Raw genomic sequence first — 17,994 nt, 5'->3', positions numbered from 1 at the left:
CATGGCTGGGTATAGCGTGTCTCGAATGTTGATTTTAGTCGTTTTGCAGGCGCTTGCCCGGTTCAGCACGGAGGACCGAGCAGGCAATAGAGCATGTTTTACCGCGCGGGTTCGGTAGAATCCTGATTTTGTCCTCACCGTTAAGGAAGGCTAATGGCCCAGCCCTACAGTGCGCGCAGTCGCGCCATCGAACCTTTTCACGTTATGGCGTTACTGGCGCGAGCCAATGAGCTGCAGGCGGCTGGCCATGATGTTATCCACCTGGAGATCGGCGAGCCGGATTTCACCACGGCCGAGCCGATTATCCAGGCTGGCCAGGCCGCGCTGGCCAACGGCAAGACGCGCTATACCGCGGCCCGTGGGCTGCCCGAACTGCGCCAGGCCATCAGTGGTTTTTACCAGCAGCGCTACGGCCTGAGCGTCGACCCTGAGCGTATTCTGATCACGCCCGGTGGCTCTGGCGCGTTGCTGCTGGCCAGCAGCCTGCTGGTCGATCCGGGCAAGCACTGGCTGTTGGCCGACCCAGGCTACCCGTGCAACCGACATTTCCTGCGGCTAGTGGAAGGCGCTGCGCAGCTGGTGCCGGTTGGCCCGGACGTGCGCTACCAATTGACCGCTGAGCTGGTGGCCAAACACTGGAATGCAGACAGCGTTGGCGCGCTGGTGGCCTCACCAGCCAACCCGACCGGCACCATTCTGACCCGCGACGAACTGGCGGGGTTGTCGAGTGCAATCAAGGCGCGTAACGGCCATTTGGTGGTGGACGAGATCTATCACGGCCTCACCTACGGCACCGATGCCGCCAGCGTGCTGGAAGTCGACGACGATGCCTTCGTCTTAAATAGTTTTTCGAAGTATTTCGGCATGACCGGCTGGCGCCTCGGCTGGCTGGTGGCGCCCCCGGCGGCGGTGGGCGAATTGGAGAAGTTGGCGCAAAACCTCTACATCAGCGCGCCGAGCATGGCCCAGTACGCGGCGCTGGCGTGTTTCACCGAGCAAACCCTGAGCATTCTGGAAGAGCGCCGCGCCGAGTTCGGGCGCCGCCGGGATTTCCTGCTGCCAGCCTTGCGCGAGTTGGGTTTCGGCATCGCCGTAGAGCCCGAAGGCGCGTTCTATTTGTACGCCGATATCAGCGCGTTCGGCGGTGATGCCTTCGCGTTTTGCCGTCATTTCCTTGAAACCGAGCATGTGGCGTTTACGCCGGGCCTGGATTTCGGTCGTTATCAGGCCGGCCACCATGTGCGTTTTGCCTACACGCAAAACCTCGATCGGCTACAGGAGGCGGTGGAACGCATCGCCCGTGGCTTGCGGAGCTGGCAAGGCTGATGCGCTTTAATCCTCCCCTCGAAGAAGGGCGGCTGATCCGCCGCTACAAGCGCTTTCTCACCGATATCGAAACGCTGACCGGCGAGTTGCTGACCATTCACTGCCCCAACACCGGCTCGATGCTCAATTGCATGGTGGAGGGCGGCCAGGTCTGGTTCAGTCGCTCCACAGACCCCAAGCGTAAATTGCCGGGTACCTGGGAAATTGCCGAAACCCCCCAAGGCCGGCTGGCATGCGTCAACACCGCGCGTGCCAACCAACTGGTGGAGGAGGCGTTGCGCGCCGGGGTGATCACTGAACTCAACGGTTTTACCGCCTTGAAGCGCGAAGTGCCTTACGGCCAGGAAAAAAGCCGTATCGATTTTCGCCTGGAGTACCCACACGGCGCGGCGTATGTGGAGGTCAAGAGCGTCACCTTGGGCTTTGATGGCTCGCCGGTGGCAGCGTTTCCCGACGCGGTGACCCAACGTGGCGCCAAGCATTTGCGCGAGTTGGCACACCTGGCGCGTGAGGGCGTGCGTGCGGTGCAGTTGTATTGCGTGAACCTGTCGGGGATTGACGCTGTACGCCCGGCGGTGGAAATCGATGCGGGCTACGCCGCTGCGCTGCGCGAGGCCAAGGCGGCCGGCGTGGAGGTGTTGGCCTATGGTGCGCGGGTCACGCCGCAGGAAATTATCATCGACCGGCGCCTGGACGTGATGATCGGCGACTAGAGTTGCACCCACAGGCCTTGCGCGTCTTCACGGCCGGGCAGGGCTTTAAGGCTTTGGCCCGCGCACGGCCCGGCGATGCACTCGCCGCTTTCGATCAGGAACAAGGCGCCGTGGGTGGCGCACTGGATCAGGCTGGCGCTGCTGTCCAGGAACTGGTCGGGCTGCCATTCCAGCGGGATGCCGCGATGGGGGCAGCGGTTGAGGTAGAAGTACGCCACGCCGTCACGGCGCACGGCCAACACTTTGCAACCGTCTATTTCAAAACCACGGCTGCTGTTGGGCGCCAGGGCATCTGAGGGGCAGAGAAGCTTCATAACAATCCTTAAGTGCCTTGACGTTCAAATGCAAACAATTATCAAATGCCGGCTTCGCCCGTTAGCTGATTGGGTGCTCTGTACGATGCCAGACAGGGTTTATCTGTCACATCCATGAGTGCTTGAGTGGCCCCGCCCTTGGAAGGAAACCCTGTTATGCGCCTGAGTACCAGCGCTATTGCGCTTGTTGCCTCACTGCTGGTCAACCACGGGGCGCAAGCCTCTGAACTGCCGCAACGCTGGGTCAGCGCCGGTGGGGCGCTATCGGAATGGGTCACGGCGCTGGGCGGGGAGTCAAAGCTGGTGGGGGTGGATACCACCAGCCAGCATCCAGCATCGCTCAAGGCGTTGCCGAGCATCGGTTATCAGCGGCAACTGTCGGCGGAAGGGATTTTAAGCCTGCGTCCGCAGGTTCTGGTCGGGACTGAAGAGATGGGCCCACCGCCGGTGCTGGCGCAAATTCGCGGCGCGGGCGTGCAGGTGGAGATGTTCTCGGCAGAGCCGGATTTGCCGACCTTGAAAGGCAACCTTCAGCACTTGGGCAAGCTGTTGGGTGATGAAGCCAAGGCCAACGAATTGTTTACCGGATATGAACAAAAGCTGGATCAGCAGCAAGCCTGGGTCGCCAAGGCCCAGGCCACGCAAAAGGCGCCGGGTGTGCTTTTGTTGCTAGGGCATGCAGGTGGCAAACCGCTGATTGCAGGCAAGGACACGGCCGCCGATTGGATGTTGCAGCAGGCGGGCGGGCATAACCTGGCGACCCACACGGGCTATAAGCCGTTTTCGGTGGAGTCGCTGGCCGGGCTGAGTCCTGATGTGCTGGTGTTTGCTGATCGCGCACTCACTGGCGATGCCGCTCGGGCGGCCTTGTTCAAGGAAAACCCGATTCTGGCGTCGACCCCGGCCGCCAAAAACGGCCGCGTGTTTGAGCTGGACCCGACCCTGCTGGTCGGCGGGCTCGGGCCGCGTCTGCCGCAAAGCCTGGTGCAATTGTCTGCCGGGTTTTATCCGTCCCAGGCTAAACCTGCCCCATGACGACTCTGGTTAAACCGAAAACGCTGTTTATCGGGCTGGCGCTGTTATGCCTTCTGGCAATCTGGCTTTCACTGGCCCTGGGGCCGGTCAGCCTGCCGTTGCTGGATACGCTCAAGGCCGCCTTGCGCCTGATGGGCGTACCGATTGAAGCCCAGGGCCTGGAGCAGGCCGAATTGATCCTGGGGCAGATTCGTTTGCCGCGAACCTTGCTGGGTTTGGCGGTAGGTGGTGTGCTGGCATTGTCGGGTGTGGCGATGCAGGGCTTGTTTCGCAACCCGCTGGCCGATCCGGGGTTGGTCGGTGTGTCCAGCGGCGCGGCGCTCGGGGCGGCGATTGCTATCGTCGGCGGTTCTTTTTTTGGTGGCCTGCCGGATGCGTTCGGGCCTTATCTGCTGTCGTTGTGCGCGTTTCTTGGCGGTTTGGGCGTCACTGCCCTGGTCTATCGCCTGGGGCGCCGCAACGGCCAGACCAACGTTGCAACGATGCTGCTTGCCGGTATCGCGCTTACCGCCCTGGCCAGTTCGGCGGTGGGGTTGTTTACCTATCTGGCCGATGACGCCACCTTGCGCACGCTGACGTTCTGGAATCTTGGCAGCCTCAATGGCGCCAGCTATTCGCGGTTGTGGCCATTGCTGTTGGTGAGCGCCGGTGTGGCGCTGTGGTTGCCGCGCCGTGCAAAAGCCTTGAATGCATTGTTGCTCGGCGAGTCCGAAGCCAATCACCTTGGCATTGATGTTGAAGGGCTCAAGCGTGAACTGGTGTTTTGCACGGCCCTTGGTGTGGGCGCGGCGGTAGCGGCGGCGGGCATGATCGGGTTTGTCGGGCTGGTGGTGCCGCATCTGGTGCGCTTGTTGGCCGGGCCGGATCATCGGGTGTTGTTGCCGGCGTCTGTGCTCGCGGGCGCGAGCCTGTTGCTGTTTGCTGACCTGGTGGCACGCCTGGCGCTGGCGCCGGCTGAACTGCCGATCGGCATCGTGACGGCCTTTATCGGCGCGCCGTTTTTTCTTTATTTATTGTTGCGAGGGCGCGCCTGATGCTGCGAGTAGAAGCGTTGCAGGTCCGGCGTGGCGATAAAACCGTGCTGGCGGATGTCACCCTGGACTTGCTGCCGGGTGAAGTGCTCGGTGTGCTCGGCCCTAACGGAGCAGGCAAGAGCACGCTGCTCGGTGCGTTGTGCGGCGAGCTGAAGCCGGATCAGGGCAAGGTGTGGCTGGATCAGCAAGCCTTGACGGACTGGAGCGGGCCGCAACGTGCCCAACGTTTGGCAGTGTTGCCGCAGACTTCCACGCTGGATTTCGCATTTCGTGTCGAGGAGGTTGTAGGCATGGGCCGCTTGCCCCATCAGACCGGACGCGTGCGTGATGACGAAATCATCGAGGCGGCGCTGCACGCGGCAGACGTGGGCCATTTAAGCGGGCGCAGCTACCTGGCGCTGTCGGGTGGCGAACGCCAGCGTGTGCATCTGGCGCGAGTGTTGGCGCAGTTATGGCCGGGGGAAGCCGGGCAGACGCTGCTGTTGGATGAGCCGACCTCGATGCTTGACCCCTTGCACCAACACACGACCCTGCAAGCTATACGTACTTTCGCGGATCGCGGCGCTGCGGTGCTGGTGATTCTCCATGACCTGAACCTGGCGGCGCGTTATTGCGACCGGATTCTGTTGCTGGAGCAGGGGCGCCCACACGCGTTGGATACGCCGGCGCAGGTGATGCGGCCCGAGCCACTTAAGGCGGTGTTTGGTTTGGAGGTGCTGGTACAGCCGCACCCGGAGCGTGGGCATCCGTTGATCATCGCGCGCTGAATCGGCTTTTTTACAGGTAAAAAAAGACCCGGCAAGAGCCGGGTCAAATAACCGTGATTAGCCTGATGAGGAGATAATCTGAGAGTCCGAACCAATGGTCTTTCAGTTATCGGCTGATCTCGCGATCAGTTGTGATAATCATAACGATTCTCATTTGAGAGTCAACATCTGTTTTTCAACGATCTGCCGTTTTTCTCAAACACGTGTTCGAACTGCCCATGAACATTGGGGATTCTTGCAGACCTAAATTTTCTGACGCGCTGAAATCGCTTCCAACTGACGGTTCAATGCCTCCTTGCGTTCCGTCGGGATGTCGTTCCAATGCACGTCCATCAAGGCTCCCTCGATTGCATACAGCAGCACTTTCGAGGCCCGAAACCCGCGAGTGCGCACGGCTCGGTAGGCATCGACAGCTCCCAGGCGACGTAAGTCGGACGCGCTGTGGATGCCCACCGCATGCAGCCACTGCGCCGACGTCTTGCCCAGGTTTTTCAGGTGTTGCAGCTCATCGTTCATCAAGCCTCCTTGCGACGGCCGAATGGTGCGGTGGGTATCGTGACCAGGCAAGCCTGAAAAGGAGTGTAGCGCTCAGTAGGAAAAGCGTGGTTCTTTGGTCAGGAACGGCTGAAAAGCTTATAAGAATTTTTGAGGGTGTTGCCGACAAGCAGGCAGGAGGCGCCGCTACGCGTGAGGCGTAGCTGGGGCCCGAAAGATGAAGTTACTTGGTGCGGTAGCGCAAACGAGTGCCGAAATTGACCGACATGAGGATTTCGTCAGCCGTCAGTTCGGGGGAGAAGTAGGTGCCGGAAATCTGCGCATGGGCCAGGCTGGCGCCTTCCAGCGAGCACTCGCGCAGGTCCAGGCCGCGCAGGTCGGCAGAGCGGAAGTAGGCGTCGGTGAAATCCACGCCCGTGGCATTCAGGTCACGCAGGTCCAACCCACGGAAGTCACCACCGCGCATGTCGATGGGGCCGTCTTTGGGACGTTCCTGGTTGAAGCCGCGGATGTCGTCTTTATGCAGGAGTGCGTAGAGCGGAGTATCAAGAAGCTTGGGCTGACTCATGACGGCGACTCCTGTTGGAATTATGACGCCATTATAGTGCCACTATTGCTCGGTCGTGCACCGAAGATCGGTGACACGACCAAGAAATATTTCTTACAGACCGGGCAGGCGCTGGCGAATGTGCGCTACCAGAGCGTCGAGTGTGCCGCTTTCGTTGGTTTCCACGCGTTTGCTCAGCAGCAGCTCTTCGGCGGTCAGCGGGTCACGGTTGGCCTGCTGTTCTTCGATAATGGTGAGCGTCGCGTCGGAAGGATCGTTTTTATCCGCCTGACGTTGCGCCAGCCAGCTGGCGATAACGGCTTGCGGTGCGTTGCAATCGAGGATCAGGAAGGGCGCGCCCGTTGCCTCGGCAATCCTGGCGGCGGCGTCGCGTTGTGCGCCTTTCAGGAAGGTCGCGTCCAGCACTACCGGGTAGCCGGCACGCAAGACGGTATCGGCGATTTCGTTGAGCCGAGCGTAGGTGGCAGCGCTGGCTTCGGCGGCGTAGATACCGGCTTGCGGGGTGTTCTCGACCTTTTGTTCGCCAAACAGGCGCTTGCGTTCCACATCCGAACGCAGGCGCACGGCACCCAAGGCTTCCACCAGACGCATGGCCACGTGGCTTTTACCGACGGCCGAAACACCGTGGGTTATCGCCAGGAAGCGCGATGGAATAGTGCTGTAGCTTTCCGCCAGGTTCGCATAGTTGCGGTATTGGCGCAGGGTGGTGGCGCGTTGCACCGGGCTGGCCTCGCTCGGCATGCTGAACAACGCCACCTTGGCGCGCACCAGTGCACGGTAGGCTTTATAGAAGTTCAGCACTTCCAGGCCCTGATAGTCGCCGGTCAGCTCCAGGTACTGGCTGATAAAACGGCGCGCCAGGGATTTGAGGCCGCGGTCTTCCAGGTCCATCGCCAGAAAGGCCGTGTCGGCATACACATCGGTGAAGCGGAACGGCTCGTTGAACTCGATGCAGTCGAAGATCACCACCTGGCCATCGATCAGGGTGGCGTTGCCCAAGTGGATATCACCGTGACACTCACGGGTGAAGCCTTCGAGTTTGCGCTGGGCCAGCAGTGGCTTGAGGCGTTCGAAGCTGGCTTCGGCCCAGGCTTGCAGGGCTTCGAGTTGAGCCAGGTCGGCTTTGTCGCTGAGGAACGGGCGGATCTGGTCGAAGTTCTGCCGAACCGGTGCCATCACCTCATCCGGCGTGCCAGCAGGGTGGTCTTGCGGCACTTTCGGCGCAGTGAGGTGGAAGTGCGCAATCTGCTTGGCCATATCATCAATGTGCGCGCTGGTAACCTCGCCATTGGCTTGCAGTGTGCTGAGCAACTGGCTCTGCGGGAATTGGCGCATTTTCAGCGCGTATTCGATGATTGGGCCATCACCGCCCAATTGCGGGGCTTCGGCGCTGCCGGTGATTGGCAACACGTCAAGATACAAATCTTCGGTCAGGCGCTGATTGAGGCGCAGCTCTTCGCGGCAGAAGTGGCCGCGGTCATCCAGTTGGGTGAAATCCAGAAAGCCGAAGTTCATCGGCTTCTTCAGCTTATAAGCATAGGGGCCGGTCAGTATGACCCAGGAAATATGGGTCTCAATGACTTGAAACGCTTCAACCGGATGGGGATACAAAGCCGGGTTTTGCAGGGCAGCGATCAGGGACTGGCTCACGGGCGATCCTTCAAAGTCTGGGGGAAATCATGGCCGGCATTATGGCGGTTACGGTCGGTCGTGCAAACCGCTGTCCGGCTCATGTTGATCCTCAATAAAGTGCGTATAATCCGCCGCCATGACTCGAACCCGATCTCCCCGTTCCCGTAAAAAACCTCCTTCACGCGGCCTGCGCCCGTGGCTGGGCTGGGCCATCAAGCTGAGCCTGGTAGGCCTTGTGGTGCTCGCAGGCTTCGCGGTGTACCTCGACGCCGTGGTGCAGGAGAAATTCTCCGGCAAGCGCTGGACCATCCCGGCCAAGGTATACGCACGCCCGTTGGAATTGTTCACCGGCCAAAAGCTGAGCAAGGAAGACTTCCTTACCGAACTCGACGCCTTGGGCTATCGCCGCGAACCCGTGAGCAATGGCCCCGGCGCCGCTGCTGTCAGCGGCAATACCGTCGATTTGAATACCCGTGGCTTCCAGTTCTATGAAGGCCTGGAGAAAGCCCAGCCGGTGCGCGTGCGCTTCTCCGGCGATTACGTTGCCGAACTGTCGTCGCTCAATGGCTCCAAGTTGCCCGTGGTGCGCCTGGAACCGCTGTTGATCGGCGGTATTTACCCCAAGAACCTTGAAGATCGCATCCTGATCAAGCTTGATCAGGTGCCGCCGTACCTGCTCGATACGCTGATCGCCGTGGAAGACCGCGATTTCTACAGCCACTGGGGTGTGTCGCCCAAGTCGATTGCCCGCGCCATCTGGGTCAACACGTCCGGCGGCAAGATGACCCAGGGCGGCAGTACGCTCACGCAACAATTGGTCAAGAACTTCTACCTGACCAACGAGCGCAGCCTCACCCGTAAACTCACCGAAGCCATGATGGCCATGCTGCTGGAGCTGCATTACAGCAAGCAGGAGATTCTCGAGGCGTACCTCAACGAAGTGTTCGTCGGCCAGGACGGCCAGCGCGCGGTGCACGGTTTCGGCTTGGCCAGCCAGTTCTTCTTTGGCCAGCCCTTGTCCGAATTGAAATTGCATCAAGTCGCGTTGCTGGTGGGGATGGTCAAGGGGCCGTCCTATTACAACCCGCGCCGCAACCCGGAACGTGCGCTTGAGCGCCGTAACCTGGTGTTGGATGTACTTGAACAGCAGGGCGTAGCCACCGCTGAACAAGTTGCGGCGGCGAAAAAAATGCCACTGGGTGTGACCACGCGCGGCAAGCTGGCCGACAGTTCATTCCCGGGCTTTATCGACTTGGTCAAACGCCAGTTGCGTGAAGATTACCGCGACGAAGACTTGACCGAAGAAGGCCTGCGGATCTTTACCAGTTTCGACCCGATCCTGCAGATGAAAGCCGAAGCGTCGGTCAACGACACCTTCAAACGCCTGACCGGCCGTAAAGGTTCGGATGAAGTCGAAGCAGCCATGGTCGTGACCAACCCGGAAACCGGTGAAGTGCAGGCCATGATCGGCAGCCGCCAGGCCAGTTTTGCCGGTTTCAACCGTGCGCTGGATGCGGTGCGGCCGATCGGTTCGCTGGTCAAGCCGGCGGTCTACCTCACGGCCCTGGAAAAACCAAGCAAATACACGCTGACCAGTTGGTTGTCGGATGACCCGCTGTCGGTCAAAGGGGCGGATGGCCAGGTGTGGACGCCGCAGAACTTTGATCGTCGCTCCCACGGCACCGTGTTCCTGTACCAGGGCCTGGCACATTCCTACAACATCTCCACCTCGCGCCTTGGGCTTGAAGTGGGCGTGCCGAATGTGCTGAAAACCCTGGGGCGACTGGGCATCACCCGTGAGTTCCCGGCGTTCCCGTCTATGCTGCTGGGCGCTGGCGCCATGACCCCGATGGAAGTGGCGACGATGTACCAGACCCTCGCCAACGGTGGCTTCAATACCCCGATGCGCGGCATTCGCAGTGTGCTGACCGCCGATGGCGAACCGCTCAAGCGTTACCCGTTCCAGATCCAGCAGCGCTTTGACGCGGGTTCCATCTACCTGATCCAGAACGCCATGCAGCGCGTGATGCGTGAAGGCACCGGGCGTTCGGTCTACAGCGTGCTGCCGTCGAACCTGACGCTGGCGGGCAAGACCGGCACCAGTAACGATTCGCGCGACAGCTGGTTCGCAGGCTTCGGCCAGGATGTGCTGGCCGTGGTCTGGCTGGGCCGCGACGATAACGGCAAAACCCCGTTCACTGGTGCGACCGGTGCGCTGCAGGTGTGGACCAGTTTCATGCGCAAGGCCGATCCGTTGCCGCTTAACATGCCGCAGCCGGACAACATCGTGCAGGCCTGGATTGATCCGCATACCGGGCAGGGTTCCGATGCCAACTGTCCGGGCGCGGTACAGATGCCGTATATTCGCGGCAGCGAGCCACCCGCCGGTGCTGCGTGCGGTGGCAGTGCCCCCGCTGACGCGGATTCGGTGATGGATTGGGTCAAGGGCTGGATGCATTAAGCAAAGAGGGTTTCAAGTGAACAAGTTGTGGATTCCAGCTATTACCGCCTTGGTTATGCTCGGCGGTTGCTCCAGCGTGCAGCGCGGTTCGATTCCCGTGGTGGACTCAAGCACGAACGTTTCCAATAACGACCGTATCTCGGCCACTGGCGGTTTCCGTCAGACCGTGGTCAAGCGTCCTGCACAAGCCACGCCTCAGGCCATACCGCAGGATTCGGGCGTGGTGGTGATGGTGCCGGGCGGCGGTGCTGCGACGTCGGCGCCGATCAGTGCCGAGCCTTGGACGCCAGGGCCAAGCACTTCGGGGCCGGCCAACTCCGCGCCGATCCAGACGGCGCCGATCAACCAGGGCACTTACAACATGCCGCCGTCCACGCCGAGCGGTATTCCGTCGTCGTCTAACGCGGGTGGCCTGTCGGCTGACGAGCAACTGGACGGGCCGGTGCTGGCTTTGCTGACCACCGCGCAGCAGCAACAGGCCGGTGGTGACCTGAACGGGGCATCGTCGAGCCTTGAGCGTGCCCAGCGTGTGGCGCCGCGTGAGCCGCAAGTGCTGTATCGCCTGGCACAGGTGCGCATGGCCCAGGGCGACGCGCCGCAAGCCGAGCAGTTCGCCCGTCGCGGCCTGACCCTGGCCAACGGTCGCCCCGACCTGCAAGCCAACCTGTGGGCTTTGATTGGTGACGCGCGTGCCGCACAAGGCGACGCCGCCGGTGCTGCCCAGGCGCGGCAAAAAGCCAAGGTCAGCCTCTGATGGATGCACGGTTTCCGGCAATTGCCGAACAGCTGTTGCTGATTGAGCGTGAGTTACGTGTGCAGGGTTGGTGGGACGAAGTGCCCCCCAGCGCTGAAGCGCTTAGCAGCGTCGAGCCGTTTTCGGTGGACACCCTGGACTTTCACCAGTGGCTGCAATGGATCTTCCTGGTGCGCATGAAGCAGATCCTCGAGCAGGACCTGCCATTGCCCAATGCTTCGGGGATCCTCGAGATGGCGGAGATGGTTTACGCCGATCGCCCGCTTGAAAGCATAGGCTTACGCAATGCGCTGAAAAAGTTCGACCAATTGATCGTCGACGCTCGTTAATTGCCTGACTGCCGGGTTTTTCGGCAGTCTTGCGCACATTTCTACCGCTTGACGACATTCAGGCGAGTTTTATCCCTCCTCAAGCCCCTTTAATCTTCGTTCTCATGCGCTTAGTTGGAAAAAAGCGCAATTATTGCTTGACTTGAAGGGGCTGAAACAGAAGAATCCAAAGTCCGCTGTATCGGGACTGCCAGAAGCAGGCCCGCTCAGCAGATCATGAGGCGCATATCCGCGCCGACCTGTAACACCCGCAACGCGTTACCTCGCGCTGGGTGGGAAAAGCCCGCAACACTTGGGACGATCCCAATACTTGCTCAGTCAGTGCTGACGTAGTCGGCGACCACCGTCGCTCATGCTCTGTTGAGAAGTAAACCTATTAAGACCCGTCGGTTTTTAACGGACGGTATTCTGGCGTTTTAGAGGTGAACAACGTGGAGCTTTTATCTGGCGGTGAGATGCTCGTCCGCTTTTTGCGTGACGAAGGCGTCGACTATATCTACGGGTACCCAGGTGGTGCTCTGCTGCATGTTTACGACGCACTGTTCAAGGAACCGGCTGTTACCCACATCCTGGTTCGCCACGAACAGGCCGCGACCCATATGGCTGACGGCTATGCCCGTGCCACCGGTAAAGCCGGTGTGGTACTGGTAACGTCCGGCCCAGGCGCAACCAATGCCATTACCGGCATCGCGACTGCCTATATGGACTCCATCCCGATGGTGATCATTTCTGGCCAGGTGCCTAGCACCATGGTCGGCACCGACGCATTCCAGGAAACCGACATGATCGGTATCTCCCGGCCGATCGTGAAACACAGCTTCATGATCAAGCACGCGTCGGAAATCCCGGAAGTCATGAAAAAGGCCTTCTACCTCGCACAGTCCGGTCGTCCGGGCCCTGTGGTGGTCGATATCCCGAAAGACATGACCAACCCGGCGGAAAAGTTCGAATACGTCTTCCCGAAAAAAGCCAAACTGCGTTCCTACAGCCCGGCCGTTCGTGGGCACTCGGGTCAAATCCGCAAGGCGGCAGAAATGCTCTTGGCGGCCAAGCGCCCAGTGCTGTACTCCGGCGGTGGCGTGATTCTGGGCGGCGGTTCTGCACCTCTGACCGAATTGGCCAAGCTGCTTAACCTGCCAGTGACCAACACCTTGATGGGCCTCGGCGCATTCCCGGGTACGGACCGTCAGTTCGTCGGCATGCTTGGCATGCACGGCAGCTACACCGCCAACCTGGCCATGCACCACGCCGACGTGATCCTGGCGGTGGGCGCGCGGTTTGATGACCGTGTGATCAACGGACCGAGCAAGTTTTGCCCGAATGCCAAGATCATCCACATCGACATCGACCCGGCGTCCATCTCCAAGACCATCAAGGCCGACGTGCCGATCGTAGGTCCGGTAGAAAGCGTGCTGACCGAAATGGTTGCGGCGCTCAAGGACATCGGCGAAACGCCGAACAAGGAATCGGTTGCCAGCTGGTGGAAGCAGATCGACGAATGGCGCGGCGACCGCGGCCTGTTCCCTTACGACAAGGGCGACGGCAGCATCATCAAGCCACAAACCGTGATCGAAACCCTGTGCGAAGTGACCAAGGGCGACGCCTTTGTGACCTCCGACGTGGGCCAGCACCAGATGTTCGCTGCGCAGTACTACAAGTTCGACAAGCCTAACCGCTGGATCAACTCCGGTGGCCTGGGCACGATGGGCTTTGGTTTCCCGGCGGCCATGGGTGTGAAACTGAGCTTCCCGGACACCGACGTCGCCTGCGTGACGGGTGAGGGCAGCATCCAGATGAACATCCAGGAACTGTCGACGTGCCTGCAGTACGGTCTTCCGGTGAAGATCGTGTGCTTGAACAACGGCGTGCTGGGCATGGTTCGTCAGTGGCAGGACATGAGCTACAACAGCCGTCACTCCCATTCCTACATGGAATCGCTGCCGGATTTCATCAAGTTGGTTGAAGCCTACGGCCACGTCGGCATGCGCATCACCGATTTGAAAGATCTGAAGCCGAAGATGGAAGAGGCGTTCGCCATGAAGGACCGCCTGGTGTTCCTCGATATTCAAGTGGACACCAGCGAGCACGTCTACCCGATGCAGATCAAAGACGGCTCTATGCGCGACATGTGGCTGAACAAGACGGAGCGTACCTAATCATGCGGCACATTATCTCCCTGCTTCTGGAGAACGAACCCGGCGCTCTGTCTCGTGTTGTCGGCCTGTTTTCGCAACGCAACTACAACATCGAAAGCCTGACCGTGGCGCCGACCGAAGACCCGACCCTGTCGCGCCTGACGTTGACTACTGTTGGTCACGATGAGGTGATCGAGCAGATCACCAAGAACCTCAACAAGCTGATCGAAGTGGTCAAGCTGGTCGACTTGTCGGAAAGTGCCCACATCGAGCGCGAGCTGATGCTGGTCAAGGTCAAGGCCACGGGTGCCCAACGTGCCGAGATCAAACGCACCACCGACATTTATCGCGGGCAGATCGTCGATGTGAGCGCCAGCGTTTATACCGTTCAACTGACCGGTACAAGCGACAAGCTGGACAGCTTCATCCAGTCGATCGGGACGGCCTCGATTCTGGAAACCGTACGCAGTGGTGTCACCGGGATTGCCCGTGGCGACAAAGTACTCAGCATCTAACCCAAATTAGCGAATGGCCTTACGGCCTGGATATATAGAGGAACCTCATGAAAGTTTATTACGATAAAGATTGTGACCTGTCGATCATCCAGGGCAAGAAAGTCGCCATCATCGGCTACGGTTCCCAGGGCCACGCCCAAGCGTGCAACCTGAAAGATTCCGGCGTTGACGTGACTGTTGGCCTGCGCAAAGGCTCGGCCACTGTTGCCAAGGCTGAAGCCCACGGCCTGAAAGTGACTGACGTTGCTTCCGCCGTTGCCGCTGCCGACCTGGTCATGATCCTGACCCCGGACGAATTCCAGTCCGCGCTCTACAAGAACGAAATCGAGCCAAACATCAAGAAAGGCGCCACCCTGGCCTTCTCCCACGGCTTCGCGATTCACTACAACCAGGTTGTGCCACGCGCTGACCTCGACGTGATCATGATCGCGCCGAAAGCGCCGGGCCACACCGTGCGCTCCGAGTTCGTCAAAGGCGGCGGCATCCCTGACCTGATCGCGATCTACCAGGACGCATCCGGCAACGCCAAGAACGTGGCACTGTCCTACGCTGCTGGCGTTGGTGGCGGTCGTACCGGCATCATCGAAACCACCTTCAAGGACGAGACCGAAACCGACCTGTTCGGCGAGCAAGCCGTACTGTGCGGCGGTACCGTTGAGCTGGTCAAAGCCGGTTTCGAAACCCTGGTTGAAGCTGGCTACGCGCCAGAAATGGCCTACTTCGAATGCCTGCACGAACTGAAGCTGATCGTTGACCTCATGTACGAAGGCGGTATCGCCAACATGAACTACTCGATCTCCAACAACGCCGAATACGGCGAGTATGTGACCGGCCCGGAAGTCATCAACGCCGAGTCCCGTCAGGCTATGCGCAACGCCCTGAAACGTATTCAGGACGGCGAATACGCCAAAATGTTCATCAGCGAAGGCGCTACCGGCTACCCTTCGATGACCGCCAAGCGTCGTAACAACGCCGCTCACGGTATCGAAGTGATCGGCGAGCAACTGCGCTCCATGATGCCGTGGATCGGTGCCAACAAGATCGTCGACAAAGCCAAAAACTAAGTCGTACGTATCCAGAAAAAACGCGGCTTAGGCCGCGTTTTTTCGTTTGGGGGCGGGTTCTGGTATAAAGCTGCATCGTTTGCGGGCGAACACGCGCTGCAAGTATTTGTCGAATTCTTTTCACACCGTTGCAAGGTAAAGTCCATGACCGAACGTCCCGAAGAGCCAAACCAGGCCTCTGACGCCGAAAGCCTGCTACCGATCGATGAGCATGTCGAAGAAGGGCATGATGCGGAAGGTCGCAAGGTCCGGCATCGTGGTATCTATCTTCTGCCCAATCTGTTCACCACGGCGAACCTGTTTGCCGGGTTCTACTCCATCATCAACTCCATGAGTGCGCAAAGCGCATTGGCGGCGGGTGATGCGGCGAGTGCCAGCAAGTATTTCGGCTTTGCGGCTATCGCCATCTTCGTGGCCATGGTGCTCGACGGCCTGGATGGCCGGGTGGCGCGTATGACCAATACCCAAAGCGCTTTCGGTGCCGAGTACGACTCGCTGTCGGACATGGTAGCTTTCGGCGTTGCGCCGGCATTGCTGGCATTTGCCTGGGCGCTGGGTGATATGGGCAAGGTCGGCTGGATGGTTGCCTTCATCTATGTCGCCGGCGCGGCGTTGCGTCTGGCGCGCTTTAACACCCAAGTGGGTACTGCTGACAAGCGTTACTTCATCGGCCTGGCCAGCCCGGCGGCGGCAGGTGTGGTGGCCGGTATCGTCTGGGCGTTCAGTGACTACGGCATCCAGGGTTCGAAGATGTCGTTCCTGGTGGCCTTGATGGTTGCAGCCGCCGGCATGCTGATGGTCAGCAATATCAAGTACAACAGCTTCAAGGAGTTTGACCTCAAGGGGCGCGTGCCTTTCGTGGCTATCCTGGTGGTGGTGCTGGTGTTTGCGGTCGTGTTCAGTGATCCGCCACGTATTCTGCTGCTGGCGTTCCTGGTGTATGCCGCGTCGGGGCCGATTCAGTACCTGCTGCATCTGCGCCGCGACAAAACATTGCCTTAATGTAATTTCCCCCATACTCCGCAGTCTATTGGTGCATCAGTTCTCCAATGCTGCGGAGTTGCCATGTTAATCAAGATCCCCAAAGCGTCCGATTGTCATGAATCGGATGTCACGCCTGAATCCTTCTATCTTTCGCGTCGCAGCTTGCTCGGTGGTGCGCTGGCCGGTGTTGCGGCCACTGCGTTGCCGCGTTGGGCGAGTGCCGAAGATGCCGCGCGTTATGCCGATGTCGAGCCGGGCAATGCCCCAGGCTGGTTTGCAGATAAGCTGCCCAGCACCCAATGGCAGGCGGTTACGGTAAAAGACGAAGCCATCACCCCGTTCAAGGACGCCACCCACTACAACAACTTCTATGAGTTCGGTACGGACAAGGGCGACCCGGCGAAGAACGCCGGTTCACTCAAGACCGAACCCTGGAGTGTGGTGATCGATGGGGAAGTCGGTAAACCTGGGCGCTATGCCCTGGAAGACTTCATGAAGCCTTATCAATTGGAAGAGCGTATCTACCGACTGCGTTGTGTCGAGGCGTGGTCGATGGTGATTCCGTGGATGGGCTTTCCTATTTCAGCCTTGCTCAAGCAGGTTGAACCAACCGCTAAAGCCAAGTACATCCGCTTTGAAACGCTGCAGGACCCCAAAAGCATGCCGGGACAGCGCTCCAGCTTCGGCTTGATCGACTGGCCCTATGTAGAAGGGCTGCGTCTGGATGAAGCAATGAATCCGTTGGCGATCCTGGCTGTGGGTATGTATGGGCGGGAGTTGCCGAACCAGAACGGTGCACCACTGCGTCTGGTAGTGCCGTGGAAGTACGGTTTCAAGAGCGTGAAGTCGATTGTGCGGATCAGCCTGGTCAGCGAGCAGCCAAAGACGACTTGGCAAAGCATTGCGGCCAATGAGTATGGGTTCTACGCGAATGTGAACCCGACCGTCGACCATCCTCGCTGGACCCAGGCGCGTGAGCGTCGTTTGCCGAGCGGTCTGTTCAGCCCGAATGTGCGAGAGACGCAGATGTTCAACGGCTATTCGGATGAGGTCGCTTCTCTCTATACGGGCCTCGACCTGCGGAAGAACTATTGATGCGTTATCCGATCTGGCGCATTGGCGTCTTTATGGCCGCGGCGATCTGGCCATTTTTCTGGCTGTATGAGGCGTGGAGCTCTGTGCTCGGGCCTGATCCAGGCAAAGTGTTGATGGATCGGTTGGGGCTTGGGACCCTGATCCTGTTGCTGGTAACGCTAGGTATGACGCCGTTGCAGAAACTCAGCGGGTGGGCAGGGTGGATTGCCGTGCGTCGGCAGCTGGGATTGTGGTGTTTTGCGTATGTGGCACTGCACCTGGCTGCATACTGCGTATTCATCCTCGGGCTGGATTGGTCGCAGTTCGGCGTCGAGCTGCGTAAGCGGCCCTACATTATTGTCGGTGCGCTGGGGTTCCTTGGCTTATTGGTGCTGGCAGTAACGTCCAATCGTTATAGCCAGCGCCGGTTGGGTAGCCGTTGGAAGAAGCTGCATCGCCTGGTGTACGTGATTCTTGGGCTTGGTTTGTTGCACATGTTGTGGATTGTGCGGGCCGACCTGAAGGAATGGGCGATCTATGCATCTATAGGCGCGCTGCTGCTATTGCTGCGGATCCCGCCAGTGATGCGCCGGATTCCCCGTCTTATTGCGAAAAAACCACTTTCTGCGACAAAAGCGTAATTAAGGATTGACGGCGTTTTATATCTGTCTATAATTCGCCCCACTTCCGGCGCAGTCGAAACGGAAAACTCCTTGGTAAACAACGAGTTACGAAGTTTTCGGCAGCAAGTTGCTTCAGTTCATCGAAGCCAAAAGGAAGTTGAAAAAGAGGTG

At 59.6% G+C, this 17,994-nt stretch carries 18 protein-coding genes; 14 read left to right on the top strand and 4 right to left on the bottom strand.

Annotation, left to right across the window (positions count from 1 at the left end; translation table 11 throughout):
* Positions 1–153 precede the first annotated feature (153 nt).
* Together HBO41_RS18365 and sfsA are read left to right on the top strand one after the other, a co-directional pair.
* Complete coding sequence (locus HBO41_RS18365; RefSeq protein ID WP_017139232.1) at positions 154–1,326, top strand: pyridoxal phosphate-dependent aminotransferase; 1,173 nt, start codon at positions 154–156, stop codon at positions 1,324–1,326.
* Positions 1,326–2,039 (top strand): DNA/RNA nuclease SfsA, encoded by a 714-nt coding sequence (sfsA, locus tag HBO41_RS18360; RefSeq protein WP_099547647.1) that lies wholly within the window; start codon positions 1,326–1,328, stop codon positions 2,037–2,039. The genes HBO41_RS18365 and sfsA overlap by 1 nt, the downstream gene beginning before the upstream one ends.
* Here the strand turns inward: sfsA and HBO41_RS18355 are convergent.
* Positions 2,036–2,353, bottom strand: a complete 318-nt coding sequence (locus HBO41_RS18355; RefSeq protein WP_017139230.1) for a Rieske (2Fe-2S) protein — start codon at positions 2,351–2,353, stop codon at positions 2,036–2,038. The two genes, sfsA and HBO41_RS18355, sit on opposite strands and share 4 nt — an antisense overlap.
* A gap of 156 nt (positions 2,354–2,509) precedes the next feature.
* Here HBO41_RS18355 and HBO41_RS18350 point away from each other — a divergent pair, with 156 nt between their 5' ends.
* From HBO41_RS18350 to HBO41_RS18340, 3 genes are read left to right on the top strand one after another with little or no spacing between them, the layout of a single operon-like run.
* Complete coding sequence (locus tag HBO41_RS18350) at positions 2,510–3,388, top strand: hemin ABC transporter substrate-binding protein (RefSeq protein WP_099547648.1); 879 nt, start codon at positions 2,510–2,512, stop codon at positions 3,386–3,388.
* Complete coding sequence (locus tag HBO41_RS18345) at positions 3,385–4,422, top strand: iron ABC transporter permease (protein ID WP_099547649.1); 1,038 nt, start codon at positions 3,385–3,387, stop codon at positions 4,420–4,422. The genes HBO41_RS18350 and HBO41_RS18345 overlap by 4 nt, the downstream gene beginning before the upstream one ends.
* Positions 4,422–5,189 (top strand): heme ABC transporter ATP-binding protein, encoded by a 768-nt coding sequence (locus HBO41_RS18340; protein WP_017139227.1) that lies wholly within the window; start codon positions 4,422–4,424, stop codon positions 5,187–5,189. Before HBO41_RS18345 ends, HBO41_RS18340 begins: the two co-directional genes overlap by 1 nt.
* Before the next feature lie 243 nt (positions 5,190–5,432).
* Here the strand turns inward: HBO41_RS18340 and HBO41_RS18335 are convergent, their stop codons facing one another.
* The 3 genes from HBO41_RS18335 to HBO41_RS18325 all read right to left on the bottom strand — a co-directional run bounded on the left by HBO41_RS18335 (position 5,433) and on the right by HBO41_RS18325 (position 7,902).
* Positions 5,433–5,705: a TfoX/Sxy family protein gene (locus HBO41_RS18335; protein ID WP_017139226.1), complete on the bottom strand. Its 273-nt coding sequence runs from the start codon at positions 5,703–5,705 to the stop codon at positions 5,433–5,435.
* Positions 5,706–5,907: 202 nt separating this feature from the next.
* Complete coding sequence (locus HBO41_RS18330) at positions 5,908–6,252, bottom strand: pentapeptide repeat-containing protein (RefSeq protein ID WP_017139225.1); 345 nt, start codon at positions 6,250–6,252, stop codon at positions 5,908–5,910.
* 93 nt (positions 6,253–6,345) lie between these two features.
* Positions 6,346–7,902, bottom strand: coding sequence for a bifunctional aminoglycoside phosphotransferase/ATP-binding protein (locus HBO41_RS18325; RefSeq protein WP_169987293.1), 1,557 nt, complete (start codon positions 7,900–7,902; stop codon positions 6,346–6,348).
* 118 nt (positions 7,903–8,020) lie between these two features.
* Here HBO41_RS18325 and mrcB point away from each other — a divergent pair, with 118 nt between their 5' ends.
* The 9 genes from mrcB to msrQ all read left to right on the top strand — a co-directional run bounded on the left by mrcB (position 8,021) and on the right by msrQ (position 17,841).
* Positions 8,021–10,345, top strand: a complete 2,325-nt coding sequence (gene mrcB, locus HBO41_RS18320) for a penicillin-binding protein 1B (RefSeq protein ID WP_099547652.1) — start codon at positions 8,021–8,023, stop codon at positions 10,343–10,345.
* A 16-nt stretch (positions 10,346–10,361) separates the two neighbouring features.
* The gene (locus HBO41_RS18315) at positions 10,362–11,099 is read left to right on the top strand and encodes a M48 family metallopeptidase (protein ID WP_017139222.1); all 738 of its coding nucleotides are present in this window, start codon (positions 10,362–10,364) and stop codon (positions 11,097–11,099) included.
* Positions 11,099–11,428, top strand: coding sequence for a YqcC family protein (locus HBO41_RS18310; protein ID WP_017139221.1), 330 nt, complete (start codon positions 11,099–11,101; stop codon positions 11,426–11,428). The genes HBO41_RS18315 and HBO41_RS18310 overlap by 1 nt, the downstream gene beginning before the upstream one ends.
* 431 nt (positions 11,429–11,859) lie before the next feature.
* The gene (locus HBO41_RS18305) at positions 11,860–13,584 is read left to right on the top strand and encodes an acetolactate synthase 3 large subunit (protein ID WP_099547656.1); all 1,725 of its coding nucleotides are present in this window, start codon (positions 11,860–11,862) and stop codon (positions 13,582–13,584) included.
* A 2-nt stretch (positions 13,585–13,586) separates the two neighbouring features.
* A complete protein-coding gene (ilvN, locus tag HBO41_RS18300; RefSeq protein ID WP_003176102.1) occupies positions 13,587–14,078 on the top strand; it encodes an acetolactate synthase small subunit in 492 nt (163 codons plus the stop codon).
* A 47-nt stretch (positions 14,079–14,125) separates the two neighbouring features.
* Positions 14,126–15,142, top strand: a complete 1,017-nt coding sequence (ilvC, locus tag HBO41_RS18295; RefSeq protein ID WP_003176099.1) for a ketol-acid reductoisomerase — start codon at positions 14,126–14,128, stop codon at positions 15,140–15,142.
* Positions 15,143–15,286: 144 nt separating this feature from the next.
* Entirely contained in the window at positions 15,287–16,144 is an 858-nt protein-coding gene (gene pssA / locus HBO41_RS18290) for a CDP-diacylglycerol--serine O-phosphatidyltransferase (protein ID WP_056859782.1), read from the top strand.
* Positions 16,145–16,207: 63 nt separating this feature from the next.
* Positions 16,208–17,221, top strand: coding sequence for a protein-methionine-sulfoxide reductase catalytic subunit MsrP (gene msrP / locus HBO41_RS18285; protein WP_017139219.1), 1,014 nt, complete (start codon positions 16,208–16,210; stop codon positions 17,219–17,221).
* Positions 17,221–17,841 (top strand): protein-methionine-sulfoxide reductase heme-binding subunit MsrQ, encoded by a 621-nt coding sequence (msrQ, locus tag HBO41_RS18280; protein WP_169987291.1) that lies wholly within the window; start codon positions 17,221–17,223, stop codon positions 17,839–17,841. The genes msrP and msrQ overlap by 1 nt, the downstream gene beginning before the upstream one ends.
* Positions 17,842–17,994: the final 153 nt, after the last annotated feature.

The sequence above is a fragment of the Pseudomonas sp. WS 5146 genome (genome assembly GCF_012985495.1).
In the GTDB taxonomy this organism is placed as follows: domain Bacteria; phylum Pseudomonadota; class Gammaproteobacteria; order Pseudomonadales; family Pseudomonadaceae; genus Aquipseudomonas; species Aquipseudomonas edaphica.
Note: the sequence above shows the minus strand (reverse complement) of the source record. Positions and strands in the feature narration are given on the sequence as shown.